Origin of the sequence: Paenibacillus sp. CCS19, from assembly GCF_033239625.1 — a bacterium.
Lineage (GTDB): Bacteria > Bacillota > Bacilli > Paenibacillales > Paenibacillaceae > Paenibacillus_T.
In genome coordinates, this window is sequence record NZ_BTCK01000030.1 from 24,603 (window position 1) to 50,406 (window position 25,804).

At 50.5% G+C, this 25,804-nt stretch carries 26 protein-coding genes; 7 read left to right on the forward strand and 19 right to left on the reverse strand.

Annotation, left to right across the window (positions count from 1 at the left end):
• Positions 1-39: 39 nt before the first annotated feature.
• The 3 genes from SBI19_RS19290 to SBI19_RS19300 all read right to left on the reverse strand — a co-directional run bounded on the left by SBI19_RS19290 (position 40) and on the right by SBI19_RS19300 (position 3,162).
• Positions 40-1,020, reverse strand: coding sequence for a hypothetical protein (locus SBI19_RS19290; protein ID WP_317971167.1), 981 nt, complete (start codon positions 1,018-1,020; stop codon positions 40-42).
• Positions 1,021-1,295: 275 nt separating this feature from the next.
• Positions 1,296-2,027, reverse strand: a complete 732-nt coding sequence (locus tag SBI19_RS19295) for a VCBS repeat-containing protein (protein WP_317971169.1) — start codon at positions 2,025-2,027, stop codon at positions 1,296-1,298.
• Between the two features lie 190 nt (positions 2,028-2,217).
• Positions 2,218-3,162 carry an AraC family transcriptional regulator gene (locus SBI19_RS19300; RefSeq protein WP_317971171.1) on the reverse strand — a complete coding sequence of 315 codons (945 nt, stop codon included), beginning with the start codon at positions 3,160-3,162 and terminating at the stop codon, positions 2,218-2,220.
• A 133-nt stretch (positions 3,163-3,295) separates the two neighbouring features.
• On the opposite strand from SBI19_RS19300, the gene SBI19_RS19305 reads away from it, so the two are divergent.
• Positions 3,296-3,679 (forward strand): VOC family protein, encoded by a 384-nt coding sequence (locus SBI19_RS19305; RefSeq protein ID WP_317971173.1) that lies wholly within the window; start codon positions 3,296-3,298, stop codon positions 3,677-3,679.
• Between the two features lie 253 nt (positions 3,680-3,932).
• Here SBI19_RS19305 and SBI19_RS19310 read toward each other — a convergent pair whose 3' ends face one another.
• On the reverse strand, positions 3,933-4,241 hold the full coding sequence (locus SBI19_RS19310) for a hypothetical protein (protein WP_317971175.1): 309 nt from the start codon (positions 4,239-4,241) through the stop codon (positions 3,933-3,935).
• A 175-nt stretch (positions 4,242-4,416) separates the two neighbouring features.
• Positions 4,417-5,214 carry a nucleotidyltransferase domain-containing protein gene (locus tag SBI19_RS19315; RefSeq protein WP_317971176.1) on the reverse strand — a complete coding sequence of 266 codons (798 nt, stop codon included), beginning with the start codon at positions 5,212-5,214 and terminating at the stop codon, positions 4,417-4,419.
• Positions 5,215-5,533: 319 nt separating this feature from the next.
• On the opposite strand from SBI19_RS19315, the gene SBI19_RS19320 reads away from it, so the two are divergent.
• Positions 5,534-5,893, forward strand: a complete 360-nt coding sequence (locus tag SBI19_RS19320) for a potassium channel family protein (protein ID WP_483312314.1) — start codon at positions 5,534-5,536, stop codon at positions 5,891-5,893.
• Positions 5,894-6,050: 157 nt separating this feature from the next.
• On the opposite strand, the gene SBI19_RS19325 is transcribed toward SBI19_RS19320, so the two are convergent.
• The 8 genes from SBI19_RS19325 to tynA form a co-directional block, all read right to left on the reverse strand.
• Positions 6,051-6,863 carry a hypothetical protein gene (locus SBI19_RS19325; RefSeq protein WP_317971177.1) on the reverse strand — a complete coding sequence of 271 codons (813 nt, stop codon included), beginning with the start codon at positions 6,861-6,863 and terminating at the stop codon, positions 6,051-6,053.
• Between the two features lie 16 nt (positions 6,864-6,879).
• On the reverse strand, positions 6,880-7,638 hold the full coding sequence (locus SBI19_RS19330) for an RlpA-like double-psi beta-barrel domain-containing protein (RefSeq protein ID WP_317971178.1): 759 nt from the start codon (positions 7,636-7,638) through the stop codon (positions 6,880-6,882).
• A gap of 428 nt (positions 7,639-8,066) precedes the next feature.
• A complete protein-coding gene (locus SBI19_RS19335; protein ID WP_317971179.1) occupies positions 8,067-8,444 on the reverse strand; it encodes a sigma-70 RNA polymerase sigma factor region 4 domain-containing protein in 378 nt (125 codons plus the stop codon).
• A 555-nt stretch (positions 8,445-8,999) separates the two neighbouring features.
• Positions 9,000-10,055 carry a hypothetical protein gene (locus tag SBI19_RS19340; protein WP_317971180.1) on the reverse strand — a complete coding sequence of 352 codons (1,056 nt, stop codon included), beginning with the start codon at positions 10,053-10,055 and terminating at the stop codon, positions 9,000-9,002.
• A 9-nt stretch (positions 10,056-10,064) separates the two neighbouring features.
• Positions 10,065-10,847 carry an RNA polymerase sigma factor gene (locus SBI19_RS19345; RefSeq protein ID WP_317971181.1) on the reverse strand — a complete coding sequence of 261 codons (783 nt, stop codon included), beginning with the start codon at positions 10,845-10,847 and terminating at the stop codon, positions 10,065-10,067.
• A gap of 483 nt (positions 10,848-11,330) precedes the next feature.
• A complete protein-coding gene (locus SBI19_RS19350; protein WP_317971182.1) occupies positions 11,331-12,194 on the reverse strand; it encodes a sulfurtransferase in 864 nt (287 codons plus the stop codon).
• Positions 12,195-12,618: 424 nt separating this feature from the next.
• A complete protein-coding gene (locus SBI19_RS19355) occupies positions 12,619-13,488 on the reverse strand; it encodes an alpha/beta hydrolase family protein (protein WP_317971217.1) in 870 nt (289 codons plus the stop codon).
• A 208-nt stretch (positions 13,489-13,696) separates the two neighbouring features.
• Entirely contained in the window at positions 13,697-15,985 is a 2,289-nt protein-coding gene (gene tynA / locus SBI19_RS19360) for a primary-amine oxidase (RefSeq protein ID WP_317971183.1), read from the reverse strand.
• 183 nt (positions 15,986-16,168) lie between these two features.
• Here tynA and SBI19_RS19365 point away from each other — a divergent pair, with 183 nt between their 5' ends.
• Entirely contained in the window at positions 16,169-17,002 is an 834-nt protein-coding gene (locus SBI19_RS19365) for a helix-turn-helix domain-containing protein (RefSeq protein WP_317971184.1), read from the forward strand.
• Between the two features lie 66 nt (positions 17,003-17,068).
• On the opposite strand, the gene SBI19_RS19370 is transcribed toward SBI19_RS19365, so the two are convergent.
• A complete protein-coding gene (locus SBI19_RS19370) occupies positions 17,069-18,298 on the reverse strand; it encodes an MFS transporter (protein WP_317971185.1) in 1,230 nt (409 codons plus the stop codon).
• A gap of 134 nt (positions 18,299-18,432) precedes the next feature.
• Between SBI19_RS19370 and SBI19_RS19375 the strand changes: the two genes are divergently transcribed.
• Positions 18,433-18,924 (forward strand): GNAT family N-acetyltransferase, encoded by a 492-nt coding sequence (locus tag SBI19_RS19375; RefSeq protein ID WP_317971218.1) that lies wholly within the window; start codon positions 18,433-18,435, stop codon positions 18,922-18,924.
• 25 nt (positions 18,925-18,949) lie between these two features.
• On the opposite strand, the gene SBI19_RS19380 is transcribed toward SBI19_RS19375, so the two are convergent.
• Positions 18,950-19,243, reverse strand: a complete 294-nt coding sequence (locus SBI19_RS19380) for a hypothetical protein (protein WP_110045999.1) — start codon at positions 19,241-19,243, stop codon at positions 18,950-18,952.
• A 292-nt stretch (positions 19,244-19,535) separates the two neighbouring features.
• Between SBI19_RS19380 and motA the strand changes: the two genes are divergently transcribed.
• Positions 19,536-20,336: a flagellar motor stator protein MotA gene (motA, locus tag SBI19_RS19385; protein ID WP_317971186.1), complete on the forward strand. Its 801-nt coding sequence runs from the start codon at positions 19,536-19,538 to the stop codon at positions 20,334-20,336.
• Positions 20,323-21,168, forward strand: coding sequence for a flagellar motor protein MotB (locus tag SBI19_RS19390; protein WP_317971187.1), 846 nt, complete (start codon positions 20,323-20,325; stop codon positions 21,166-21,168). Before motA ends, SBI19_RS19390 begins: the two co-directional genes overlap by 14 nt.
• 68 nt (positions 21,169-21,236) lie before the next feature.
• Here SBI19_RS19390 and rluF read toward each other — a convergent pair whose 3' ends face one another.
• The 3 genes from rluF to SBI19_RS19405 all read right to left on the reverse strand — a co-directional run bounded on the left by rluF (position 21,237) and on the right by SBI19_RS19405 (position 24,660).
• Complete coding sequence (gene rluF / locus SBI19_RS19395; RefSeq protein WP_317971188.1) at positions 21,237-21,941, reverse strand: 23S rRNA pseudouridine(2604) synthase RluF; 705 nt, start codon at positions 21,939-21,941, stop codon at positions 21,237-21,239.
• A 6-nt stretch (positions 21,942-21,947) separates the two neighbouring features.
• A complete protein-coding gene (locus SBI19_RS19400) occupies positions 21,948-22,733 on the reverse strand; it encodes an NAD-dependent epimerase/dehydratase family protein (protein WP_317971189.1) in 786 nt (261 codons plus the stop codon).
• A gap of 106 nt (positions 22,734-22,839) precedes the next feature.
• Complete coding sequence (locus SBI19_RS19405; RefSeq protein WP_317971190.1) at positions 22,840-24,660, reverse strand: PAS domain S-box protein; 1,821 nt, start codon at positions 24,658-24,660, stop codon at positions 22,840-22,842.
• Between the two features lie 429 nt (positions 24,661-25,089).
• On the opposite strand from SBI19_RS19405, the gene tadA reads away from it, so the two are divergent.
• Positions 25,090-25,584, forward strand: coding sequence for a tRNA adenosine(34) deaminase TadA (gene tadA / locus SBI19_RS19410; protein ID WP_483312315.1), 495 nt, complete (start codon positions 25,090-25,092; stop codon positions 25,582-25,584).
• A gap of 15 nt (positions 25,585-25,599) precedes the next feature.
• Here the strand turns inward: tadA and SBI19_RS19415 are convergent, their stop codons facing one another.
• On the reverse strand, positions 25,600-25,794 hold the full coding sequence (locus SBI19_RS19415; RefSeq protein WP_317971191.1) for a Spo0E family sporulation regulatory protein-aspartic acid phosphatase: 195 nt from the start codon (positions 25,792-25,794) through the stop codon (positions 25,600-25,602).
• Between the last annotated feature and the right edge of the window lie 10 nt (positions 25,795-25,804).

Below are 25,804 nucleotides of genomic sequence, written 5' to 3' on the forward strand. Positions count from 1 at the left end.
TTTCATCCACTTGGTCTATAGTTAATCGTTGAACTCAACTCATTTATTGACCGCGCCGTATATCTCGTTCAATACAGCAATCCCCTGCACTTCGGCCTCTCTCGCACGGCCAAGAAGCTCAATGCTCCGTGGTACATTTTCTCTCTGCCGAGGATTCGCACCTCTTTTGCTAAGGGGATACGGATACATCGCGGTAAGTTCTCCGAGATTGTCTAGCACATCGGCATAATGGACTGCGGCTTGTTTAGCCAATCGGCTTACATTCGTGCCGAATGAGGTCCCGTCATCCCACTGTGCGGACATCAGCTCTAGGAAAGCGACGGCATGACGCCTTGCATCAGCAAGGAGGTGCAAGTTAAGCGCATTTCCTTTATTGGAGATTTTGCCCCCATTGAATGCGTCGATCCAGGCATCATAACCCCGTAGGCCATCCCTTGCCTGATCCCATGCCAGCCCATCCCGGCTATAAGCGTGATCGAGAATGGCAGCAACCGTCTCCTTCAACCGCTCTCGTCGCCCAATCTCAATTGGCTGATCCATCACACATAAAGCGAGAACTCTCCGATTCGGAAGCTGATCGTATGGAATAGGACCGTCGAATGAATTGTCCATGGCAAACAGCACTTTGCGCGAATCGTCATACCCATAGATAACACCAAATTCCACTGCGAACATGTTCCAAGCAACAACAGGAAAACCACGATCTAGACTATGGCGTATCGTATGTATAATATCAGTTAGCATGTCTGATGTAATGGTTTTGACTGGGGGACATATCACTTGCGTATTATAGCCCAGTAATCGAAAGCCTCGTCGCATGGCCTCTCCGCCATGAATCGTATAGGGACTGTCGGTTTCGATTGATTGCGGCCGCACATTGATGCGAAAGGCATGCGAGGTATATCCCATCACTTCGGACAAAGACAAGCTCGCTTGGTCCGTATGCTGCACCACCATGTGAATGGCTTGAATGATCGTATTAGGCGTTGATTCGAATTTTACGGGCAATGTTGTTTGCATCCGGCTGCATCTCCTTATCGGAATATCATGAATAGTGACTGCACTCAATAAACGATCATATGAATATAAACCAAACATCCTGATAGAAAAATTATTACGCTTCATTTCGCAGGCTGTACATTGTTAATTCCTGGTTGAATGGATAAATTCCTTTATCGGAGACCACTTGGAGCCCCGTGTTGACTTCGAGACATAACAAATACATCGCCGGATTCAATAGACCGCATGGCGATGTATTCGGAATTTGCTATTTATCTTATCGGTTCTCTTCGTCCCTATTGAATCGTCGAACCAAAGATCGCCACATTCTGATTGCTCAAGGCAAACTGATTCCCACTCCACGCCAAGGTGTTCAATACATAACCTAAGCTATCTGCATTATATCTCCCGGCGATCTTCTGATACGCGAGCAGCTCATAAACCTTATTCCCGTCGAAATCTACAGGATACAACCCGCTTAGCGGATTTACAAACCCTGATATAGGCTGCTTCAGCTTCCCGTTGCTCTGATAGATCTCTCCAAGATAGTCCTTGTCTCTAGTGGAGATGTCGATGATGTATTTCATGTTATTCAGCTTGCTGACAACCTCGACTTTGTAATTGTCCATGTACGTCACCGTATATTGATAGAGCTCATTATAAGCGTTGTAGTCGAAAATGACTTTCGGAACGTTATTCAAGTACGAGTATACGAAGTGATACATGATCCCTCCGCTCCCGCCGGAATTGATGCTGATCAGAATGTCATTAACCTTGTTCGCGGTAAAGTCGCCTAAGAAAAGGGTCGGATTATATCCTGCATTATCCGGCAATCGCACATGGGTTACCCTGCCGCTGCTTCCGTCTTGCACAACCAATGTGATTTGTTCCGTAAAGGGACTGTCTGGGGTTCGAATCCCTGTAAGATACACATTGTCGGATACCCCGTCCCCCGTCACATCACCCTGTGCAAACGCCACGATACTCGCTTGGTTCGTTACCAGCCCACGATAATAATAATAACTCATCCCGCTATCTCCCCTGTATCCATACCCTGGATTTTAACACTTGGTTTTATGATATGGGCATTTGATGGATAGAGTTACTGCGAATGGGGGCGGCAGGTCCACTCTGTTTTGACTCCATAAAAAAATACATCGCCGGGCATGTGCGCCGCCTAGCGATGTATTCACAATCATGGGATTACGAAATGACCAATTATTTGGCGATGACCGGGATGCAGAATTCGACTCGGACGATACGTTCCGGATCGAGCTGAGGATTGTTATGGTAGATTTGAATATGGTTGCGCGACGCGTCCCAGAGATAGGGGCTTAGCGGCAGCCACTGGATGCTGACGAGGTGGGCCAAATCACGGACAACGTCGGATTGACCTTCCATATAAATCACGGCGTATTTGCCACCCGGAATTGTCACGCGCTCAATGTCGTGATTCGGATCGAACGGCAAACTGGTCGTAATGCAGGCCATGTAGCGATGTTTGTCGGGCGGAGTAATATACGGATCGTCCGGGATCAGACCGATGTACTGGCTGTCGCAAGTGAGTAAATCCCGAGCCTTCATCCACCCTTCTACCCTTGCGAACACCGCGCCAGTGCTGGGACCAACTTCGTCCATAAGAATCGGCCCATAGTAGGTGCAGCAGACCGCTTGCCGTTCGGGCAGCTGCATGACCTTTATGGCCAGCCGATCATATTTGGCTTCGAGCATCCGCCGCCGTTCATCGGCAGCTTCCTTGTGCACGCCGGTATGCCGGAGGAAGTTCGCCAAGACGGCGTCGAGTCGAAAGAGGGAGCGATATTCCGTCGCCGACGAACCCGTGTGTTGCTTGAACGCCCTGGCAAAATGGGCGGATGACCGCAATCCGCATGCCAGCGCGATATCGAGTAGTGGACGTTCCGGCTGGAAAACCAGCAACTTCGCCGCTTTCTCCACGCGGAGCCGGTTGACGAACGCGTGCACGTTCTCATTCATCGTTTGTTTGAATATCCGATGAAAATGATGGACGGAGAACGCCGCAATGTCGGCCAGCATCTCCACCGAGAGCGGGTCGCCGAGATGGCTCTCTATATAGCGGACGACGCGGTTGATGCGGTTTGCGTATTCTTTGCTCTGTGCGGACTGGGTATGGGTAGGCTGCATGTTTCCCTCCGAGAAGAAACTCTTTTGTCCATCATAGCAAAAAACGTTAAACGAAAGGCAAAAAACGGAAAGAAATCACATGCTGCTTTGGGTACAATCGTTAGCGAAGGGTACCGCTCCAGGAAATGAAAGGATGGATGAAATGATAGATTATGTAGAGACCATTTATATTCCTGTTTCAGATGCAGAAGCGGCAGGTCACTGGTATGCAAAGCATTTTGGACTGAAACAAAGAAGAGAAGGCAGCTATTCCGCACTCGTTCTCCCGAGAGGCCAAAGCCTCATGTTCATCGAGACGAATGAGAGGCAAACGCTTAATTTTATAAACAAGGAAGGCTATGAGATGTTTGCTGTGACTTTTAAAGTGGATGACGCTCAATCTCTTCATCGTAAAATGAGGGAACACGGGGTTGAAGTGGGCGAATGTACGAATGACGGCAATTGCGGATATAACTTCAAAGTATACGACTTGGACGGAAATCGTCTTCATCTATGGGGAGGATTCCCGACAGGTTAACGATAATAGGCAAGCATTGGTTCGACCCATTCTGTAAGTACGTTCAGGACCCGATTGTTGACCCCTTTTTTTACTTCTGAGCATAAATATACACCGCCAGTGCTATTTGGCAACATGGCGGTGTATATCAGTGCTCGGAGTACCTCAAGTATGTTGTGAAACGCTGGATCAATCACTCACACTCAAAGGTCCCCAATCGGCAGCTCACGTGAGACCCGGTTGAATTCTATGCCTGCTCAGACCTACGTTCTTGTCACCCTTCCGTCAAATCAGCCCGCAATTCGCTCGCTACTTCCATCATTTTTGGAATTACGGCTTCATTGGAAATGGCTACATATAGATCCCCCATATAGTGCCGGAAAGGAATTTGCAAATCGCCATAGCTCCACATGAAAAAATCGCCGTCGATGGACATGGTGCTGGTTGGCCCCTTCACTGTAAAAACAGGCGAGTACGCAAAATCGGGCTTGGATGCAAAATATTGTTTGCACTCTTCCAAAGAGATGGATTGATCCGCCGCGTTTTCTTGAAACGATCTCGTTATTCGGTAACGCTGACTCATTGCTATGCCTCCAGTATTCGCTAGTCGTACTTCGTAAGTAAATAATAAAACAATTGGACAGCAGTTGCACGATGTTGACTTCAATTCGAATAAGCAGACCGGAGTCCTTAAAGGGATTCCGGTCTGCTTGGCATCCTTATAATAAAAACGAGTGGCGTGGATCAATCATTCACACTCAAAGGTCCTCAATAGGCGGCTCATGCGCGATCCAGTTGAATTCGCTGTCATGGAGGAATTGATTCGGCCAATCGACCGAGTTCTCCTCTAACCCAATGAATTGCAGCACTCGATAGCAGAAGTCGTTCACATCATCCTGCGTATGGTGGGCCAGCAAATGCTCGATGGATGAGTCGAAATTAGCGGGTTTACGAGGTGCAGACCGGACTACGTTCAGCAGCCATTTGTGAAAAGGGTACAACATCTGGTTTTCGTTCAGGATGAGGCGACATGCGAACAGTGTGATTTTATGAATGGCAGCAGACTTTAGATAAGGGTTGTTCTTCTTCACTCCCTCGCTGTAGTACCACTTCCACGCCAACAGCTGCGCAGCGAATCTCGTTCGGCGTTGGTCCTGTTCCTGAGCTGGAAATTGAGTGACTTGGTTAATAATTTCCTGCATGTTGTCGATTCGGGACCAGAGGATTCGGCTGTCTTGAAACGCATATCGCGCAGGATCGCTGCCTTGGCTTATGATCATGTTTATGAACGACAAGCTGACGATTTTACAATCTACGTAGCCCCCGGGATAATTCGCAATATTGTCCGACTTGCCGTAGCTGCTGTCGATAAGCTGATTGCTTGCCTTCCTCCGCTCGTAATCAGACTCATCAACGATGAGCATAACATCGACGTCCGAATCAGGCTTAGCAAAACCATGTGCAAGGGAACCTCCGAGCAGAATAGCCAGTACAGCTGGATCGTCCTTGTTGAGCGCGACATATTTCTCTATTGTTTCTACATGGTGTTGATTCATTGTGTATGCTCCCTTTAGGTAGGTATATGATAGATTGCAGATGCACCTACTATACACCCATATTTGAGGTTTGGCCTGATGATAGCCATAAGGAATATGTATGGTCGTATGGATGTAGCCTTGTTACCAGCAAGTAGTAAAGTGCGAAATCCAATCGCTCCAACTACATGCATACAACCTCGCCTGCAGATCAACAATGTTACATAATTAAGGTATAAATGGTTAAAAATAGTGGTTAGATGGCAGGCTCCTGGATTCAGCATCCCTTCATGATTGAGGAGTGATCAACATTTTATCGTTTATCCTTACGCTGAAGAGAATGCTAACGGGGCTATTCCATGCCTTCAAGGAAAAGAATTTTCGGACGCTGTTCGTCACTACGCTGATCATGTTGCTATCTGGAACGATGTTCTACCATGGGAAGGAAAACTTCAGCTACATCGATTCGCTGTATTTCTGCGTCATGACACTCACGACCGTAGGCGGTTCCGGCCTCGTTCCTGCAACAACGTTCGGCAAAATCTTCACCATGATCTACACTCTCGCGGGCATCGGCATTATATTCGGATTCATCTTCTACGTGGGTAGGGGCATACACTTCTCCTCCTCGGCCAAACCGAAGAGGTCCGATAAAGCGGAATACGACGAAGAGGAAGATAAAGAAGCGCAACCGCAATAAGCCGACGTCTTTACCATAACCTTCACAAAAACAAACTTACCATGCGTCTGCCAATGAGCAGTATCGCACGGTAAGTTTCATCAATTGCAACTCTTCAATTGGTAATACATTGTATTTTTATACAAATATATTTCTCTTTAACTTATTTATGCCGTCATCAGTGTTTAAGCTCGATATTCTTCCACATGGTATTCCCATCTTTGTCGTAGCCTGTCATCTCGGTAGCGTTCACGGCTTCGCCTGTCCGGGCATCAAAGAAAACGCTCATTCTCAAACTTTCATTGTCACGATTAGGAGAATTCGGCGAAATCCCCATAACTCTTAGCTGCAGACGTGTTTTGGAAGAGTTAGGGTCAGTTTTATACCCCCCGATAGTAAAATGATACCCCTTGATCCAGTCATCTGCTATAGCAGGATCTCCTGGTTTCATACCCAGTATCTCAACAGCTTGTTTAACTGCATCGGAAGAATCGATTTGAATATCGGATAACGCATAATGGCCTTTCTCAAGTAAATTCTTATCGTGCTTTTTCACATCAGTCGTAATGGCCACTCCATTATCGATCTTGATATAAATAAGAACATTCCCTTTCTTGCTGCCAAATTCGAGATTCCAAGCATCTCTTGTTCCATCCGCACCATCGGTTCGTTCCTGTGGAATAGAAGTGTCGTCCGTGCTTGTTATGCTAATAAGTAATGGCTCTTCCTCCGTCTGCTTCTTCGCCTCTGCGTACCCAAGGCGCAGTGCCTCCATCGCGGTTACGCTCTTCGTTTCAATGATTTCCTCATTGGTTGTTGCGGCAGCCTGTTCCTCTGTCTCATTAATCGCCTCACTGGTTACTGTGGCAGCCTGTTCTTCTGATTGGTTAGAAGAACTGTCGAAGGGAGCATTTTTCATACTGAAGAATAGAACGACCACAATCACAATCAATGTAATTGAGGATATGACAACATATTTCTTCTTGCGCAAGGCTGCTTCTCCTTAGTTAATAAGTATAAGAAACTTTGGTGACGCCATAATTAATTGCTGAAGTAGTATCCGTGCCAAAGTAGACATCTATCCAATAATCTGTTCTATTCGGACCTAAACCTGTATCATCTACAGTGAATATATCCCTGTAGCCAGAGTTAGGCAAGTAAATATCTACGTTAGTAACATTTATTGAAGTACCGAAGGGAATAACCGGAGAGTTGCTAGTGCTGCCACTGGTGATATCTTTTACCCGATGGACTGCAACGATCCCCAACCTAGGTAGATTACCATTTGCTGTATTGTTTCCTGTTGCGTTATATGCGGTAGAGTCCTGATTTGACTTGGTAGTAGTTGTAGCCGCAAGAGCACTGATCGTGGTAGATGCAAACGGAGAGCTTGCAGTAGACGTTTCAGCAGGTTGAATCAGAGATTCTCCCGTGGAAGAGAGCTTCTGCTTACTATTTTCAAATAGCTGTGCCTCTGAAATTCCGTTATCCAGACGAGGAAGCTTTGAAAATGGTGAAAATTTTCCGTCTGCATCCGGCCCTGCTTCAATCGCTTCCCTTAAAGAATTAGGATCGACATTGTTTACTTGTGCTAGTCTTTCAATTTGTGAACCAGAGAAGTAGGTGGTCTGTCCATTCAATGTTACAGAAGCACCCTGCGTTCCTGTACTCACCTGGCTCAATGGTTGAGCAAACGCGCCTGAAGCAAAGGACAACAACATTACAGAGGATAACGCGACTCCTGTTACAGCTTTGAATAGTTTCATTTTTTCATTCCTCCATTATTAATATCGTTTTGGCTTTCATATATTTAAAAGACAAATATGCAACAAAAGGTAACCCCAAAAATGGCTCTTCACACAAAAAAAGGCCACCCAGAAATCTCTGGATGACCTGATAATTTGAAGAATCCATGGTCTTATGGGCTTCATGCTAGAGAAAAGCAATCTGAATTATCGCGCACTGTCTCCTCTGTTCCTCGTTGTAATTGGCTTAAAATGTTTCGCGGCTAAAAATAATTCGATCATCAACTCTTCTTTAATATCCTCATGATATTGAATATCGAATTCCTTAACCAATTTTAGTATAAGCGGTTCAAATCTATTGAATAATTTCTCGAAATCCTCGTGTGCTCCCTGACCCACACGTAAGAGCAATTCAGCTATACCATCGACGTTCCAATTTACTTTTTCAGTCATAGATATATACGACGACGAAGCTTTTCAAGAGCATTTCGTTTTGTTTTCAAGATTGTATTTTTGGAGACGTGTAGTTCGTTACATAAATCAATGACTTTCTTACTGTTCCAGTATAATTCTGTTATTACTCGTTTTTCATTTGAGGTTAAGCCGATTATTCCTTGCTCAATGATTATCTTATCTGCAACGAGATTATCAAATGAATCCTGATTAGATATTACGTCTAAAGCTATTGCTTCAAATGAAATAGTGTCATGTGTAAGATTCTCTCTGTTAGAAATCAAAGACCATCTTTTCTTCAATTTACTTGCTCGTCCTTTTAAACAAAGTTTAACGTACGCTATGGCGGAAGCCTCAACTTCTGTATCCATCATTTCTCTCCTCTCATGAATGAATATAGCATCTCCTTACTTCTGCTTTCGCGAGCGCAAATATATCTTATGTACAAGTTCCCTCCTCGATATGTTAGAGAGATAAATATCAAAATCGTCTTATCCACACAATGATGATTGAAACTTCAATTTTAAATCACCTAAAATTATACAAATATGTTGGTTTAAATGCAAATCATGTCGCATCTTATAAAATAATAGCGATTATTTACATTACCCTGGAATGCAATTACCCTATCGCACTGGTTTCAAGGTTATAGGGTCTTCTGCCAATTCAGCATTAAGAGAAAGTAGATCAATCAAATTCTTAAGAAATTTTCGTGGGCATACAAAATACACCGCCAGAGCCTTTGGGCAACTTGGCGGTGTATCGTCATTTAAGTACTGCTATTCGTCTTTTAGTTTTTCTTCGTCTCCGGTCGCTATCGGGTTCCCTTCATAACTAATCCAATCACTCCAGCTGTCGGATTAATTTCATAAATTTCTGTATCATTCCGGAATTTATTTAACTATCGTTCCTCGTCGTTTATCACGAATTTACGATTTTTTGGCGGGATAAGTTTTGTTTTGCGCTCGAGTCGAAATTTGTCCAGATGACGCCTCCATAATAGCCAACATTTGCTCCAACTTTTGAACCCCTTGCTCCTCTTCAACTTGCGCAGTCTCAAGCAGAGAGATCGCGATCTCCGCATGCTCCGGTTTATTGGGTTCTCCACCCTGCCACATCGGGAACATTTCTCGCATTTTCACAAGTGCATTAGCAGCTTTGTGGTAATGTTCCGAGGCGGCAAGCGATAGCACGGAAAATTCGCTTCCGAAAGCCGGAGCTTCTTTCCACTCAGCCGAAACTCTTCTCAGGAACTCTGCGGCATATTCTCTAGCATCACTGACGACCCCCGAATTATACGAGTTTCCAAGGTCTTCGACCGTTCGGGCTTCAAAAGCCTTCCTCCATGCATGATATCCGGCAATTCCATTGCGGAACGGTTTACCGTCCAAGCGGGTAATAGGAACACGAGCATGATCAATGATCATCTCTAGCGTATCGCGCAACGAATCGTTCTTATTCGCTTCAAAACTGCTCTCGATACCAAACACGAACAATTCTCCGATCTGCCCATGCCCCAGTTTGGTGTAAGGCAAGTCGTCATCCTTCACGACGTCCTTGCAGTGCAGCGTCTGGGCATCGTCGTCGGATCCGTAGATGACGCCGAATTCGGGGACGAACAAGTCCCATGCCATAACCGGAATACCGCGATCAATGCTTTTTTGGGCTAATGCCAAACCTGCTTCAACTTCTTCAAGCGTTGGGGCAACGGGAGGAGAAGTGATCGTCCCGACGTATTTGCACTTAAAGCCCAAATTATTCATTCCTCTGGCGAACGTACTTCCCCAGTCGAACGATGCAGTGGGGCCGGTGATATCCACCGTCTCCTCGTGTATATTGATCATGAACGTAAGACCGGTATACCCCATAATATCGACTAAATCCAACTTCTTATCTGTGTAATGAATCATATTGGCCATCGCTTGCGCAGCCGTAGTCCAGGTTCCCGTATAATACTTTTTCTCGTCTGCAGTCAGAAGAAACACTCCCCTCATTCAATATGGCGGAGGAGCAAGCGTGCGAGCCCGGGGGAGCCCGTTGTGTCTGCGATTACCGACGTATAGGCTGATGTGAACGCGCAATCTCTCTTGCTTGACTTTGCGTTTGGCGTTAGCGATATGATTATAAACGTTGGCCGTCGAAGTATGGAACAGTGGCGTTATTTCGCTTGGATTCAACTGCCGAAAGAAGAAGGCGTCGAAGATCTCCCTCTCTTTCGGGCCTAAACACAGCAGCAAACCGCGGATGCTCTCGATCGTTTCTTTTCTCGACCAATATTCGGACGGATCGTTGTCATTGTCCCGCCTAGCCGCCGATTGACTTATCCGATACAAAATTCGCTCGATGTCCCGCCATTCATCCTCGCCGGAAGACGAGACGGAGGCGTGAATGTGCCCCTCCCAACTTGAAAGAGGCAGCTCTTTGGCATAGATTCCACCTCGCCTTACCTTCATCAAAGCCTGATTGCGCACGATTCGATGGAACCATGGTAAGAACCGCTGCGGATCGGACAGAGATGCCACATGCAGAAAGGCTCTTACCAACGCCTCTTGCACGATATCCTCGGCTAGGAACTCATCTTGAGCAATCGATCTCGCCAAGCGGCAGGCTTTGATGCGGTGTCTTCGGATCAACTCTCCGAAAGCGGCAGAATCGCCTGATTTAGCTTGTTTGGTCAGTTCTTCGTCGCTTAGCGAAAGCGTATCTTCGTCCGATCCTGCATCCTCCGGATGGAGCGGATCAGTCTTCCGAGTATACGCGCTCTTGTACCAAGCCATTTCGACTCTCCCCCGAAGTTCGTCGGTTGTTCGCAAACAAGCACCTCTTTCCGCCTATATATTTGATGCCAATGCAAGCGGATGTCTATAATCGCTCAAGAAAATAATTTCGTTTATGATGGTATTCCTGTGAGACATGGCATTATCCTGCCTGTTAGTTCAACGACCCGCGAAATCAAGGAACCTCTACGGTTCTACAGGTCTTATTGACTCCATGTTGATTTGACTTACATGATACTCAGAGTGTTGACTTCAGAATGAACCAGCTTATTAATTTGAAAGACACCCATTATACATAATAAAAAGGCCGGAGTCCTCAGACTCGGGGAGTTCCGACACTCTTATAACTAACAAAGGATACGGGCAATATGTTGTAAGTATTTTCAGAAGTCGCTTGTTGACTCCGTGTTGACTTCGGACGTTAAAAAATACATCGCCAAGGCGTACAGACTCCTTGGCGATGTATTCATTAAATAAGTACTGTTATTTGGTTCTCGATTCTTCCTCGGCTCCAGTCGCAACCGCATTCCCCTCATAACTAATCCAATCACTCCAACTACCCGCATACAGCCTCACGCGCTTGTAGCCCGCTTCCTCCAGCGCCATCACGTTCGGCGTTGCTGTCACGCCAGATCCGCAGTAGACGATGATCTCGTCGTCCTTCTTCAATCCCGCTTGCTCGAAGCGTGCTGCATGCTCCTCTGCCGACTTCCATGTACCATCAGCCGTGCGGCCCTCGCCCCAGAACAGATTCTTCGCGCCTGGAATGTGGCCGGCCTTCTTGTCGATTGGCTCCACTTCGCCGCGGTAGCGCGCGCCGTCGCGCGAGTCGATCAGCACTACGCCTTCTTCCTCGAGCTTCTCGCGCACTTCGTCCATCTCGATCAGCTTGCTATGCTGCACCGTTGCCAAGTATTGCGCAGCGACTGGCACTGGCACCTCCGACGAGACAGGACGCCCCGCATTCACCCATGCCGCGAAGCTCTCGTCGAGTACGTACACCTTCTCGTGTCCGAGGTACTTCAGCAGCCACCACAAGCGGGATGCCATTGCGCCGCCCTGGTCATCGTAAGCTACAACAACCTTCTCATTGCCGATGCCAGCACGGCTCAGCGTACCCGTCAGCTGCGCAGCGTCCGGCAGCGGATGACGTCCGCCCTCGCCGTCCGGATCAAGCGGACCCGACAGGTCCTTCTCCAGATCCAGATAGATTGCACCTGGAATGTGCGAGGCTTCGTACGCCTCGCGGCCAGCGTCCGGCTTGCCCAGCTGGAATCGGCAATCCACAATAACTAAACTCGAATCGTCCAAATGAGCCACTAACTCTGTCTGTGCAAGAATGTTCATTAACTCCCAACCGCCTTTACATTTATATATGGTATAAGTGTGGCTCAGCCCCACTTATTAACTCATGAACAACGTATACGAACATTTAAGTGTGGGGAAAACCCTCATAAAACCACTTCCGACCCCTGATATCCCGCTGAACACCCCGATAAGAGGGCTTACTCTACACTTAAATATATGCGGTACGCGAAATTAACCAATAAGCGTGCTTAACCCACACTTATTCCTCCACACAGCATCACGCACACTGCGAACGGCTCGTATAAGTAAATAAGTAAGTAAGTAAGCATACGATACTTATACTTAACCCCCGCCAGTCCTCTAGTACTACCCTACTGCACCCCTATTGATTTGGCAACCATCCGGCTGATAGAAGTCGCATTGCCCTATCAATCCTCATACACACTTACTCCCGCTCCATCTTCTACTCCATCTCCAGACCGATCCGCTCCCGCTCGAACAGCCCGCCCGCGAACCCGCGCGTCAGCACAATCGCCTTCTCCAGCGCCAGCGTCGTACCAACCCAAGGATGCTTCGTGCCCCAAGTATGATCCGCCTCCGGCAGCTCCACGTACCGATGCTGCGGCGCAGCCTCCCGCAATCGCTGAAACCCTGCCACGAGCCGCGGCGCATCCGTCTCACCTTGAAGGAACAACGCAGGCACCTGCAGCGAAGCTGCCCGCGCCACAATATGATAGCGCTCCTGATTGAGCGCCAGATCCTCGAAGAACGATGCCGCGATCGGCATCTGCTGCTTCGTCCGCGCATTCGTCACATAGCCGACGCCATCCTCAAGCACCTGCTCACGAAACTCGTCGGCGAACAGATTGCAATCGGCAATCCCGTTCCACGAGACGATGCCCCTAACCTCCGCACTATGCTCCGCCGCATACAATACGCAGTCGCCGCCGCCCCTGCTATGGCCGACCAGCAGCACCTGATCCGCATCCATCGCATGACTAAGCGGCATCCGTCCATCCCGAATCGCAGCTATTACGACCGCTAAATCCCGCAGCTCGAGCGTATGCGTATTCCGTGCGAACTTATCCAGCTCATCGAACTCAGCGCCCGCATCCCCCACTCCATTGTGAGAGAAATTGAACGTCACCACCGCATTCTCCTGACCAGCTAACCGTTGAGCCGCATACGGGAACATGCCCCAATCCTTGAAGCCCTTGAATCCATGAATCAGCACGATGACCGGCTTTCTCGGCTCCCCGTCCTCCATCATTCGAACATCGCCACGCAGCCATATGTCAGGCTCCAGCTCCCAAGCGAACGTTTCATGCATCATACCCAAGTACGCCCACTCCTTCTATGTAAAATGACCCCCGTCAGGCCCTGCAGCTGGTGCAAATGTTCATCTATCATAGCACTATTTGCCAGTCGCCAGATAGCCATCTTCGACCTGCGCCAATGGCACTACCCGCCTCCATTCCACGACCTGTTCCGACACACAGCAAACCCGGGGCGGATGATCCGCTCCCGGGTAATCGCAGCTATTACTTACCGTTCAAATCAAGCGTTGGTGTCTGATCGAAGAAGTTCCAAGGTTTAAGGAGCGTATACACCCACTCCGTCGGCATGATCGGCCATTCTTCCGCGCGGGCGACATGGGTTGTACCCGTCGTCATCCAGTACACATTGTCCGTGTTCACGATCGACTCGTCATCCGACGTGAATTGTCCCAAGCCTGTATCCTTGTCCGCGCGGTTCGGATATTTGCCTTCCGGATATCGCTCATTCGGATCGTAGCGCGTCACCCACAGCTGCTTGTCCATGAAGTTCACGCGGTTATACAGCCACTCGTCGGAACTAAAGTTCGCTCCCTTAGCAATGGGATGCGTACCACCGGCGTAGGGAATGAGCTGATAGGACACCTTGTTGCCAACCTTATTCTCTTTGTTCTCGTTGGTTGCCAGACGGATAGAGGAAGGATCGAATTTCTGAGCGGCTTCCTTCTCCGTCGCAATGATACGCTGTACGGTCTGCATCGTGCTCTCCCGCGGCCCGCCAGCCGTATTCTCCGCAATTACCGGATCGATGGCGGTGAAGGAGTTGCTCTCGCCGTCAACGTCTAGATCGAGACGGAAGTTGTAAATATGCTGATGCGTCGTGCCGACAATGTTATGGTCGATCAGCGTACCGTACTTCGTATCCTCCGCCGCCGTGTCATCGTGCATCGTATCCGAGACGACGCCTTTGACCGCTTCGATGCCCGTTGCGCCCGCATTGATACCGATCGTGCCATTCTGCGCGAACACCCAGTCAAAAATATAATCGTAGTTGCCGACCGTACTGATCCAACGAACGACAAGTTCGCGGCGCTCGGCACTTACGTTGTCCTGCCCCATCTCCTGATGCTTGTACTCCGGTCCGGCGTAGCGCTCGAATACCGACATTGCGTTCGGAATCGTCATTGGCGCGCCAGTGAAATCCGCAATAGTCGCGTCAAGCAGCACGGCGTTATCCGGGACATCCTTACCCCGCTGAAGCGTCGACGTAAGCGTGCCCATGCCATACTCCCCGGAATCCAGGTAAGCTTTGAAATACCAGCCTACATCAGGGTCGCCATATGGAACGATCATGCCGCCGAGCGATCCCTCGTACATAATCTTCCGCTTCTTGCCTTGATCGTTATAGGTTACGGTCGACAGGATTGGACCAACCCGGGAATCGAGCCGCAAGTGGAAGTCCCAATTCTGCCAATGAATCGTATTGCCCGTAATCGTATAGTTCTTTCCTTCAGGTTCCGTTATCTCCAGCGGCTTCGTTTCCCCTGCTGCGGCCTGGTCCCGACCGTCGTATGGCGTCGGCTTCATTGGGATCGGTACGACGCCCGCATCCTCGATCTTGATGACCTTCTTCAGCTCCAGATCAACGACCGCTACGAGATCCTCGATGGGATGCGCCCAGTAGTTGCCGTCTCCCGTGTTCAAGTACGCGACGACCTTCAAATATCGTTTATCCTGCTGCAGCTCGTCTTTGCCTCCGAAATAACCGACCGTCAGCGGCGTAGACACGACCTGCTTCACGTCCTTGATGCCCCGCTTCAACAGCGCTTGCGCATATTCCGGACTCGCTTCAATCGCCGCTTGAACCGTCGCGAAGTCGTCGAGCAGGATCATTCCGTGCGCGCCTGTTACCTCTGCGAACGTCAGCACCTGCTTCGTGACCAGATCCACCGTGCCTTCCAGCACCGTCTTGCCGTCAAGAATGACGAAGCCCGATGTTCGATGGGCCGTCACTGGTTTGCCCGACATCGCGAAATCCCACACTTGATCCTTTGGCGGCTCCTTCAACGCGATTTCGGTGAATCGGAAGCCCTCTTTGTATTTACCGGCAGCCTTCAGAATGGTCACCGTCTCCTCGATCTCGGCTGAAGACAACGGATTCAGCGGATTGGCCACCTTCTCGACCTGGAATGTCTGATCCAGTCCTGACTGGAACACCTCATTAATGAAATGATGCGAGACGTAAGTGAGATTGTTCTTCACAATGACCGGAGCTTCCATCTCAAGACGCGTTCCATTCACAAGCGCGATGTTGGAGTTCGGCTTGATTCTGACGATCGTGCTGTTCTTCGTCAACGTAATCGTTCCAGAGAAGCTGTCCCACTTGACCGTTGCCCCGAATTGCTCCATTAACAGACGCAGTGCGACGAAATCCTCCGAACCGCCATGCGCCTCCGCGACTGTGGCCAGTCTTGGCGCCAGCCCGTTGGCTCCCAGTGCGATTGTCATTGCAGTTCCAAGTATGGCGGTTTTCTTAAGCAGCTTTCTTCGGCTCATCTCTTGTTCCTCCCCATCATGCTTCATGTCTTAATGTCAATTTAACTGACATAATAGGGGTTGGTATTGTAAAAATCGGAACACAGTGCGCAGTTTATGTTAGATAACATTACATAATCTCATTGACGGAAATAATGCCCTTTGCTATGTTTAGTATCAAATCTGTCCCGCGGAGTGATTTCATTGTTCGACGAGACTCGCAGCATCGCAGCCATAGACCGCACGCGCGGTTACATTCAATACGGGCTCCAATGGCAGACCCTAGGATACAAGGAACATGTCGTTCATTATGGAAGCGAGCCCGTCATCTATTATCAGCTCACCACAGACCGTACAAGACGCTCGATTCAAGTCGTACCCGACGGCTGCGTCGATCTGCTGTTCTGCTGCGACCCGCAGCGTCCTTCCGCTCTCGTATGCGGGACGGTGCTCGAAGGAGAGCAAATCCCCCTCCAGCCGAACGCCGTCTACTTCGGCGTCCGACTATCTTACCGCCTCAGTCTGTTATTGCCCGGCTTACCACCCAAGGATATCGTTAACGTTCAGGCGCCTATCGAGGATGCCCTCTCCCAATATGCTGATCTGTCTCCGAAGCTGGCGGCTTGCGAAGGACTCCCGCAGCGAATCGCATTATTCGAACGAGACGGAATGCAGCTGTTGTCGGGCACCGTGCGAGACAGCGGCATCGTCGGCTACTGCATGACTTCGATGCACCGCTCGGGCGGAGCCGTCACCGTACGCGAGCTGGCCGCCGAAACCGGCTATTCCGAGCGTTATCTTCGAATGAAGTTCGAGCACACGCTCGGATTCTCTCCGAAGCTCTATAATCGGATCGTCCGTTTCCAACGAGCGCTGGACAGCGTCGTTCGCAGCGCCAATCCCTTATCGGATGTCGCTGCAAGCGGAGGTTATTATGACCAAGCGCACTTCATGAAGGACTTCAAATCGTTCAGTCAGATGACCCCTTCTCAGATCCGTGCAATGATTGGCCGCTATACCTGTTCCGACATAAAATAAAGCGCAAGCACTGTTCGTCAGAACAATGCTTGCGCTTCTACACTTCATCCCTTACCTATCCGTTCCCTATGGCGATGTCACAGCCTCCGGTTCCTTCTCGCTGTTGATCCGGCGCTTGCCGGCCACCGCCATCATAGCCATGGATAGCAGCATCAATGCCGCCAATCCAGTAATGAGCCACATCGTCGCGGTCGTGCCGTAGCTATCCATCAGCCAGCCCGCGATACGCGGGAAGACCGCTCCGCCGATACCGCCTGCAGCGACCATGAGGCTCGTCGTCCGTTCTGTCAGCCCCTCAATGCGGCTATTCGCATAGACAAGACCAACAGCGAACATGCCCGACATAATTAACCCGCCAATACACGTCCATATCATGAGGCCGTTGAACGACATCGTAACCGCCGACGCTGAGAATACGACGACCGTACCGATGCAAGCAGCCGTCAGATAGACCGGATAGCTGACCCGATCGGCCAATCTGCCGGCGAACAGCCTGCCGATGACCATGAACAGCCAGAACAAGCTAAGCACCGACGCCGCATTCGTTTCCTCTGCCCCCGTACGCTGCATTAGGAACGAAGCCAAGTAGTTGGAGAAGCTCATCTCCAGTCCGACATAGATAAGGAAGAACAGAATGCCGAAGATGAGAAAAGGCATCATGCTGCGGTTGTACTTCGCTTTCGCGACTGGCGCTTTACCCTCTGCTGCACGAGCCTCGGCCGAACGGGAAGGCCAGCCGATCTGATCATCCGCCTTACCGAACGATACGGTCAGCCACAGCAGCATCGTCACACCGGAAATCGCGGTCAGCAGCGGGAACGTCAACTGCCAGTAGCCGAGATGGATGAGATACGCTGCGCCGAGCGGCATAATAAGCGCCCCGACCCCGAAGAACACTTCAAGGAAGGCCATCGACGATGCCTTCTTCTTCTCCTCCGCCAGCTCGATGATCGTCGCTCCGACGATTGCTTCTGCCATACCGAAGCCAAGGCCCGCGAGCGGAGCAATGACCAGCATCAATCCCCATGGCGGCAGCATGCTGTAAGCAGCCTGCGCGACCGTCAGACTGGCGAAGGCGATGACGAGCGTGCTTCGTTTGCCGATCCGAGCGGTCAGCATCGGTGCGGCCAGTACCCCTATCAAATAACCGACGAACTGATCCGAGATCCACAAGCTTCCTATTTTATAATCCAAATCGTAATATGCAATTATCGGCTCCAATAATGCACCAGTAAGAACCATAGCTAGCCCTATTAATAGATAGGACAGACTGCCGACGGCGATCAGTTTACGCATACGAGCTCCTTAAACTTTAAGCTAAGATTGCGATGCAATGCTCTCATCATACCACGATCGAGCTCGGTTCGTATTATAATGACACCAATAAGGATTCGAATCTTTCGTGACAGGAGATCATGCCAATCATGACTATGCCTTCTCAAAATCTGCATTTTCGCTTCGTCCCGATGAGCCGCGAGCATGCCGAGGAGCTGTGCAACTGGCGCTACGAGGCGCCGTTCGACCTCTACGGCTGGTCCGACTATCACGTCATGGAGGCCGAGGGCATCGAGTTCGGCGACGCCGATATTCGCAGCCAGCAATACATGGCTGTGCTTGACCAGAACGGCCAAATGATCGGCTTCGTCCAACTGTTCCCGCTGCTTGGCGTCACACGCCTCGGACTGGGACTGCGTCCTGATCGGTGCGGCCAAGGGCTTGGCGCTGCATTCGCCCGCGCCACCGCGGAGCAAGCGCTAAAGCGTGCGCCGCAAGACGAGATTGATCTCGAAGTGCTAACCTGGAACGTACGAGCCATTCGCGCCTACCAGAAAGCAGGCTTCCACATCGCGGATACGTATGTAAGGCCGACGCCAACAGGAGAAGCCGAGTTCCACTGTATGGTATTCGCCGCCGCTGACTGAGCAGCGACGGCGGTCGCGAATCATTTTAGATCAGACGAACGACTTGAATGACATTGCCGCCTTGCACAACCTCAATCACATGCCGCTTCGGCACATATACAACCGCACCGTCGCCGACTCGAATGTCAGCCTGCTGCCCGAGCCCGTAGAATACGTCATCAGCCAGCGCTTCCATCACTTCCGCTCGCTCCGTCTCCCCAAGCTCCTCCCATTCTTCCCTCGTCATCTCAAAAAATGTATAGCTGTTCGGAATCGCGCTTACCGCAGCCGTCAAATCAGTCAATATATCCGCATATTCGCGTGCATGTCTAACGCCCATGACTTCATCCCTTTCTTATCAGAACATCTTGTTGATGGTCATTCCATTTTACAACAAAATAACAGCCCTTTCATTGCCAACCAAGCTATGTACACAAAACAATTTTTTAAACGTCTCTGCCTAAATTTATTCTGCATCGTCCGATTAGTTTCGAGTCCATTCCACAAAAAGGGACGTCCATCTATAACTTCTGCCCCCTATCGTGTCGATATAGTTAGAAAAGAGATGCTTCGCGCATCAAGGCGCTATAACCAAGCAAGCCGAAACTTTCTACTATTGGACGGGGTGTATTATGGAGAAATCAACTGGAATCGGTATTGGACTCGGGTTAGTCGCCGTCGTATTCGGCATGTACCTTAAGGGAGCGCCAATCGTCAACCTGGTCAATAACCCAGCAGCTTATGTCATCATCTTGGTTGGTACGGCAGCATCGCTGTTCGTCGGTTTCCCACTATCAGAGATTAAGAAAATTCCAACGCTATTCCGCATCATCTTCACGGAGCAGAAGCTGCCATCGCGCGAGAATCTGATCCGTCTGTTCATGGAATGGGCAACGATCACGCGTCGTGAAGGTCTGCTCGCACTGGAAGCGAAAGTCGATGAAATCGATGACGCCTTCCTGCGCAACGGTATGCGGATGATTATTGACGGCAATGAGCAAGAGTTCGTACGCGACGTTCTGCTCGAGGATATTTCCGCGACGGAACAACGCCATAAAGCAGGAGCACTGCTGTTCTCCCAGGCTGGTATGTATGCGCCGACGCTCGGGGTACTCGGTGCCGTTATCGGTCTGATCGCCGCACTGGCGGATATGAGCGATATGGAGAAGCTCTCCCATGCCATCGCAGCCGCGTTCATCGCGACGCTGCTCGGTATTTTCACCGGTTACGTTCTGTGGCATCCGATCTCGAACAAGCTGAAGCGCCTGTCCCAACGCGAGACGGAGCTTCGCATGATGATGGTGGAAGGCCTGCTGTCGATTCAGAGCGGCGTATCTACAATCGCAATCAACCAGAAGCTGTCGGTTTACCTGACGCCTACGGAACGCTTGAAGATGCAGGAGAAGGAGGAAGGCAGCGGTGAGAAAGCGTAAACACGGTAGTGATCACGAGGAGCATGCGGACGAGTCCTGGCTCATCCCTTATGCCGACCTAATGACGCTGCTGCTGGCGCTATTCATTGTCTTGTTCTCCATGAGCTCTGTTGACGCGAAGCGATTCGACGAGATGAGCCGCGCGTTCAACTTGGCACTCGATGGCGGTATTGGTGTATTGGACGGCGGCAAGACGCTGGACGAGAACATGACGCCTAAGAAGGATAACGAAGAGAGCCAGCAGACGCAGGACATTACACAGGCGGCTGCGAAGAAGAATCAGAACGACGATCTCGAGAAGCTGCGGAAGAAAGAACAAGAAGATCTCGAGAAGCTGAAGAAGCAGCTCGACAAATATATTAAGACGGCGGGCCTGACAACCCAGCTCGACACGAAGCTGAATCAGTCTCAGCTGCTCATTACGATCAGCGATAACGCGCTGTTCGCATCCGGCAGCGCCGATCTGAAGCCGGAATCGAAGAAGCTGGGCCAAGCCATCTCGAAGATGCTTAAGCAGTATCCTGGTTACGAGATTATCGTAGCCGGCCATACCGACAACCAGCCGATCTCGAACAGCATCTTCCGCAACAACTGGGAGCTCAGCTCGCAGCGTGCGCTCAACTTCATGGAGATTCTGCTCACAAGCTCGGCGCTCGATCCGACCCTTATCAGCTCGACCGGTTATGGCGAATATCGCCCGCTCGACACGAACAAGACCGACGCAGGGCGTGCGAAGAACCGCCGCGTAGAAGTATCTCTCATGCGCAAGTATACCGACGTCGATACGGTTACGAACAATACAGCGGCCACGGCCGCTGCAACGAACGAGTAACCCATTACACAACAAAGGCTGAACCACGAATCGCCCGTAGGCGATACACGGTTCAGCCTTTGTTCTTGTTAGTCTGCCGGATCGTAATTGAGCGTCTGGAACAGCTCGTCCAGCTCATCGCGCTGCAAATCCCGCCATCTGCCGATCGCAAGGTCGCCTAGATGGATGTTCATAATGCGCAGCCGTCTCAGCCTTACGACACGGTAGCCGAAAGCTTCGCACATCCGGCGAATCTGTCGGTTCTTGCCTTCTGTCAGAATGATCTTGAACATTCGCTCCGCCACACGCGTCACCTTGCATGGCAGCGTCATCGTGCCGAGAATGCGGACGCCCTCGCTCATCCCTTTCAGAAACATCGGCGTTACCGCCCGATCGACTGTGACAATGTACTCCTTCTCGTGGCGTCCTTCTGACCGCAGAATCCGGTTGACGATATCGCCGTCGTTGGTCATCAGGATGAGACCTTCCGAATCTTTATCCAGTCGCCCGATCGGGAAAATCCGTTCCTTATGTCCGACGAAATCTACAATATTGCCTTTCACCTGCTGCTCTGTCGTGCTCGTAATGCCTACGGGCTTGTTGAGCGCGATATACACATGGCGCTTCGAAGCGCCAACCCGTTTGCCGTTGACGCGAACGTCGTCGCCTGGCTCAGCTTGGCTGCCAAGCTGAGCCTTCACGCCGTTGATCGTGACACGGCCTTCCTCTACGAGCTTGTCGGCCTCTCGGCGTGAGCAGAATCCCGTCTCGCTTATAAACTTATTAATTCTCACTTGTCTTCACCCCATCATGCCGCTATCCGTACTATCATTCATGCTGCCGCCGTTTCCTTGCGATGGAGCGCCGAGCTCCGCTGTATCCGCAGAGTTATACACATATACGCCTTCCGTAGCGGTACGCGATCCTGCCTGCAGCATCGCTGCAGCGACTGTATCGCCGCTAATCGGCCGATAACGCTTCAGCGCGCCCATCATGAGCGGACGAATCGCCAGCGCGGCCCAGGAGCCGAATAACTCGCCAAGGCGCACCTCCTGCCGTTTGCCGAGCAGCAACGATGGACGGAACAAGTGAAGCTCCGGCAGCTTCAGCTCTGCCAGCTCCTCCTCGAGCTCTCCCTTCACCCTGCTGTAGAAAAACGGCGACGTCGTCGAAGCGCCCATCGCAGTAACGGCCACATACTTGCGTACCCGCTGAGCTTTCGCCCACTCGCCCAACACCAGCGGGTAGTCGAGATCGACTTTACGGAACGCTTCCTTCGTCTTCGCCTTCCGTATGGTCGTACCGAGCGCACAGTAGACGACATCTGCCTCGACGTCGGACAACGCTTCATACATGCGGTCGAAATCAGCGACGATAACCCGCAGCTTGCCCACATTCGCTCCTGCAGCTGCAACTACCCGTCCAGATGCGCCATCCAGCGGCCGTCTGGCCAGTACAGTCAAGCTGATGCAATGCGGCTCCGCCAGCAGTCTTCTAAGCAGTGCGCTGCCCACCAGGCCCGTAGCGCCCACTAGAAGCGCCCGATACTCCATTGCAGGAGCGGATCGTGATTGATTCCGTTCCACGTGCCGATCCCATCCTTCATATGCCGCATTCAATTCTAACGATCTGTATCGTCTATTGTACCTGATTTCGGCTCGTCAATCGAGACCGCCTCGACGCACAGAACATCTATGAAATATGTCGCATGGCTTCCATCATGTCACTCTCGGCCTGCAGCTCTATAACGGAGTCGCCGCAAGGGAGTTTGATTATAGCCGTTGTACCGACTTCAAGCTGGCTCTTGAACTCCAGCGTACCGCGATGACTCTGAATAATCCGCTGGCTGATCATAATGCCAAGACCGGTGCCGGATTCCTTCCCCGTAACGAACGGATCGCCCAGCTTCCGAATCATCTCCTCCGGTATTCCGCAGCCCTCGTCGGTAATCGTAATAACCGCGTCGCGATTGTCCCCCCTGCCACCTATGATGGAGATCGTCCCGCCGCGCGGCATGGACTCCATCGCATTTTTGAGCAAATTAATAAATACTTGCTTCAACTGATTCTCTTCACACGAAATATAGCATGGATCGTCCGGGAACTCGTACTTGAATATGATGCCGTGCAAATGAGCCTGACTGTCCAGCAGCGACAGCACATCGCCCATGATGTAGCGGATATCCTTCACCTCGAACTTCGTCGCTTGCGGCTTCGCGAGTATGAGGAACTCTCCAACGATTAGATTGATTCGGTCAAGCTCCGCCATCATCATCTCTACATGATTGATGTTCAGCTTGTTCGTCTGGCGCTGCAACTGCAGGAAGCCCTTCAGCGTCGTCAACGGGTTACGGATCTCATGCGCAACGCCTGCGGCAAGTTGGCCGACCGTCGTCAGTTTCTCCGATCGTCTGAGCAGCTCCTCCATTTTGTTACGGCTCGTCATATCTCTCGTAATGCTCGCAATCGCACGGACAGTGCCTGCCGCATCGCGAATCGGCGAGGTCGTCACGCTGACGGCAATCCGGTCGCCGTTCTTCGTTACTCGCGCAGATTCAATCGGCGGCAGCACCTTGCCAGCCAGCATCGCATCCTTCGCCTTCTGTTCTTCCTGCTCCAGCTCGACAGGAACCAGCCGCAGGTTGAACCCGACGGCCTCCGACTCCTTGTACCCGAACATCTGGGTGAAGGCATGGTTGACCGACAGAATGCGGCCATTCAAATCCACTACATGAATCGCGTCCGTCGTATGATTAATGAACGATTCCAGATGATCTTTCATTGCGCGGTTTTCTTCAAAGGCGAATTTGAGCTTATTCATATAAACGCTGATGTTTTTGGACATATTATTCATCTGTAGAGACAGCTGACCGAACTCGTCACGGCCTTTGACCGGGATCATATCATCGAACTGCGCATTAGACAGCTTCCCGATCTTCCATACGATCGTATCTAGCGGCCGGAATACGCGTCCGAGCAGCAGATAAGCCATGAGCGTCATCACGATAAGCAGAACGGCGGAGAGCAGAATTTGTTCGGTCATCTGCTTGCGCACAAGCGTATCCACGCTCTTCAGATTGAGCACGGTACGAACAACCGTCGGTTCCTCGAGGTCAAGCTTCTTATAATAGATCATAACGTGGGTTCCATCCGCGAGCCGGGCGTCCTTGGACAACTCGGTCTTCTCCACCGTGCGCTTGACTCTATCCAACTCGCTATGTCCCCGATTCAGCTTGAAGCTGCCATAGATAAGAACAGGCTGGCCTTCTACCAGACGGAACGCGCTCATCTCCATCACATCATCCACAACGAGACTGTGAGGCGTTCCCACCGAGGTTATGTAATTCTCTATAGCGGCTTCGTCTGACAACCTAGTTGATACATCCTCCAGATAGAGAGAGGCTTCTTCCTTCAAATTATAAGTAGACGTCATCCGAAGATGAACCAAGTGTGCGGCTAGAAGGACGAATATGATACCGGCGATGATCAGCGTAAGTTTTTGCTTGACCGACACAGCACGACACATCCTTTATTTTCTGTTTTTCGCTCATTTTCGCTATAATTCTCTATATTTGCATCATACCATATTTTCCATCAAATGAAAGCGACTAGGCAAATGACTGCTTGCGTTAACATTTCATCCCCAATTATCCTCAGATTATGTGTGCATGAATTGTGTAAAAAAGGGGCGTTGCACACATTTTACTCACATTATCCACATGGTTACCCACAGTTCCGCACAAGTTGTGGATGAATAAGTGGACAACTAGACCGATTTATCCCCAGTTATCCACATAACTATGCACATGGTGTTAACAACGAATGTTTGTTCGTGGCATAATTCGATTTTGTTCGACATAGCGAGCTCGTCGAAATGGGTATAACCTCGTCAGAGGAACTATTTCGGGTTACAATATAGGCAATATAGGCGAGGTGAACCATAGTGGAAGTGAATGAAACTGCGCAGCGGTTTGAACGAGAAGAAGATCGGCGCTGGATGGCCGAAGCAATAGAGGAAGCCCGCAAAGCGGAAGCGATTGGCGAAGTGCCGATCGGTGCGGTCATCGTACGGAATGGCGAGGTAATTGGTCGCGGGTATAACTTACGGGAGACAGGGCACGATGCAACAGCCCATGCGGAGATGATTGCGATCCGGGAAGCGAGCCAGCACATTGAAGCTTGGCGTCTTCTCGACTGCACGCTGTACGTGACGCTTGAGCCTTGTCCGATGTGCGCTGGCGCGATTGTGCAATCGCGTGTGAAACGTGTCGTATATGGAACGCATGATCCGAAGGCGGGATGTGCGGGGACGTTGATGAACCTGCTGCAAGAGCCCCGTTTCAATCATGAAACGGAGCTCACTAGCGGGATCATGCAAGAGGAGTGTGCTACCTTGCTTACTGCATTCTTCCGAAAACTACGTAATAAACGCGGGTAGCGGCAGCTGCAGCTATCATACGGAGTTGCGCGGCGCGGCCGCGCATGATCTCCCTTTCATATGCATTTGCTGCAAAACAAGAATGATACGATCCGCTTCCTCACTGACAGCAAGTACATCCGGGTCCGTCAAATTCCCCCGCTCTTCAGCCATTTCATTAAGCTTCAGACGGAGCGCTTGAAGTTGGGTGAGCAGTTCATTCTTATCCATGACACACGCT

Bases quoted from the DNA above. Each gene is read 5' to 3' on its own strand.
- SBI19_RS19290 (WP_317971167.1), bottom strand. From the start codon at position 1,020: ATGCAAACAACATTGCCCGTAAAATTCGAATCAACGCCTAATACGATC.
- SBI19_RS19295 (WP_317971169.1), bottom strand. From the start codon at position 2,027: ATGAGTTATTATTATTATCGTGGGCTGGTAACGAACCAAGCGAGTATC.
- SBI19_RS19300 (WP_317971171.1), bottom strand. From the start codon at position 3,162: ATGCAGCCTACCCATACCCAGTCCGCACAGAGCAAAGAATACGCAAAC.
- SBI19_RS19305 (WP_317971173.1), top strand. From the start codon at position 3,296: ATGGATGAAATGATAGATTATGTAGAGACCATTTATATTCCTGTTTCA.
- SBI19_RS19310 (WP_317971175.1), bottom strand. From the start codon at position 4,241: ATGAGTCAGCGTTACCGAATAACGAGATCGTTTCAAGAAAACGCGGCG.
- SBI19_RS19315 (WP_317971176.1), bottom strand. From the start codon at position 5,214: ATGAATCAACACCATGTAGAAACAATAGAGAAATATGTCGCGCTCAAC.
- SBI19_RS19320 (WP_483312314.1), top strand. From the start codon at position 5,534: ATGCTAACGGGGCTATTCCATGCCTTCAAGGAAAAGAATTTTCGGACG.
- SBI19_RS19330 (WP_317971178.1), bottom strand. From the start codon at position 7,638: ATGAAACTATTCAAAGCTGTAACAGGAGTCGCGTTATCCTCTGTAATG.
- SBI19_RS19335 (WP_317971179.1), bottom strand. From the start codon at position 8,444: ATGATGGATACAGAAGTTGAGGCTTCCGCCATAGCGTACGTTAAACTT.
- SBI19_RS19345 (WP_317971181.1), bottom strand. From the start codon at position 10,847: ATGGCTTGGTACAAGAGCGCGTATACTCGGAAGACTGATCCGCTCCAT.
- SBI19_RS19350 (WP_317971182.1), bottom strand. From the start codon at position 12,194: ATGAACATTCTTGCACAGACAGAGTTAGTGGCTCATTTGGACGATTCG.
- SBI19_RS19355 (WP_317971217.1), bottom strand. From the start codon at position 13,488: ATGATGCATGAAACGTTCGCTTGGGAGCTGGAGCCTGACATATGGCTG.
- tynA (WP_317971183.1), bottom strand. From the start codon at position 15,985: ATGAGCCGAAGAAAGCTGCTTAAGAAAACCGCCATACTTGGAACTGCA.
- SBI19_RS19370 (WP_317971185.1), bottom strand. From the start codon at position 18,298: ATGCGTAAACTGATCGCCGTCGGCAGTCTGTCCTATCTATTAATAGGG.
- SBI19_RS19375 (WP_317971218.1), top strand. From the start codon at position 18,433: ATGCCTTCTCAAAATCTGCATTTTCGCTTCGTCCCGATGAGCCGCGAG.
- SBI19_RS19380 (WP_110045999.1), bottom strand. From the start codon at position 19,243: ATGGGCGTTAGACATGCACGCGAATATGCGGATATATTGACTGATTTG.
- motA (WP_317971186.1), top strand. From the start codon at position 19,536: ATGGAGAAATCAACTGGAATCGGTATTGGACTCGGGTTAGTCGCCGTC.
- SBI19_RS19415 (WP_317971191.1), bottom strand. From the start codon at position 25,794: ATGGATAAGAATGAACTGCTCACCCAACTTCAAGCGCTCCGTCTGAAG.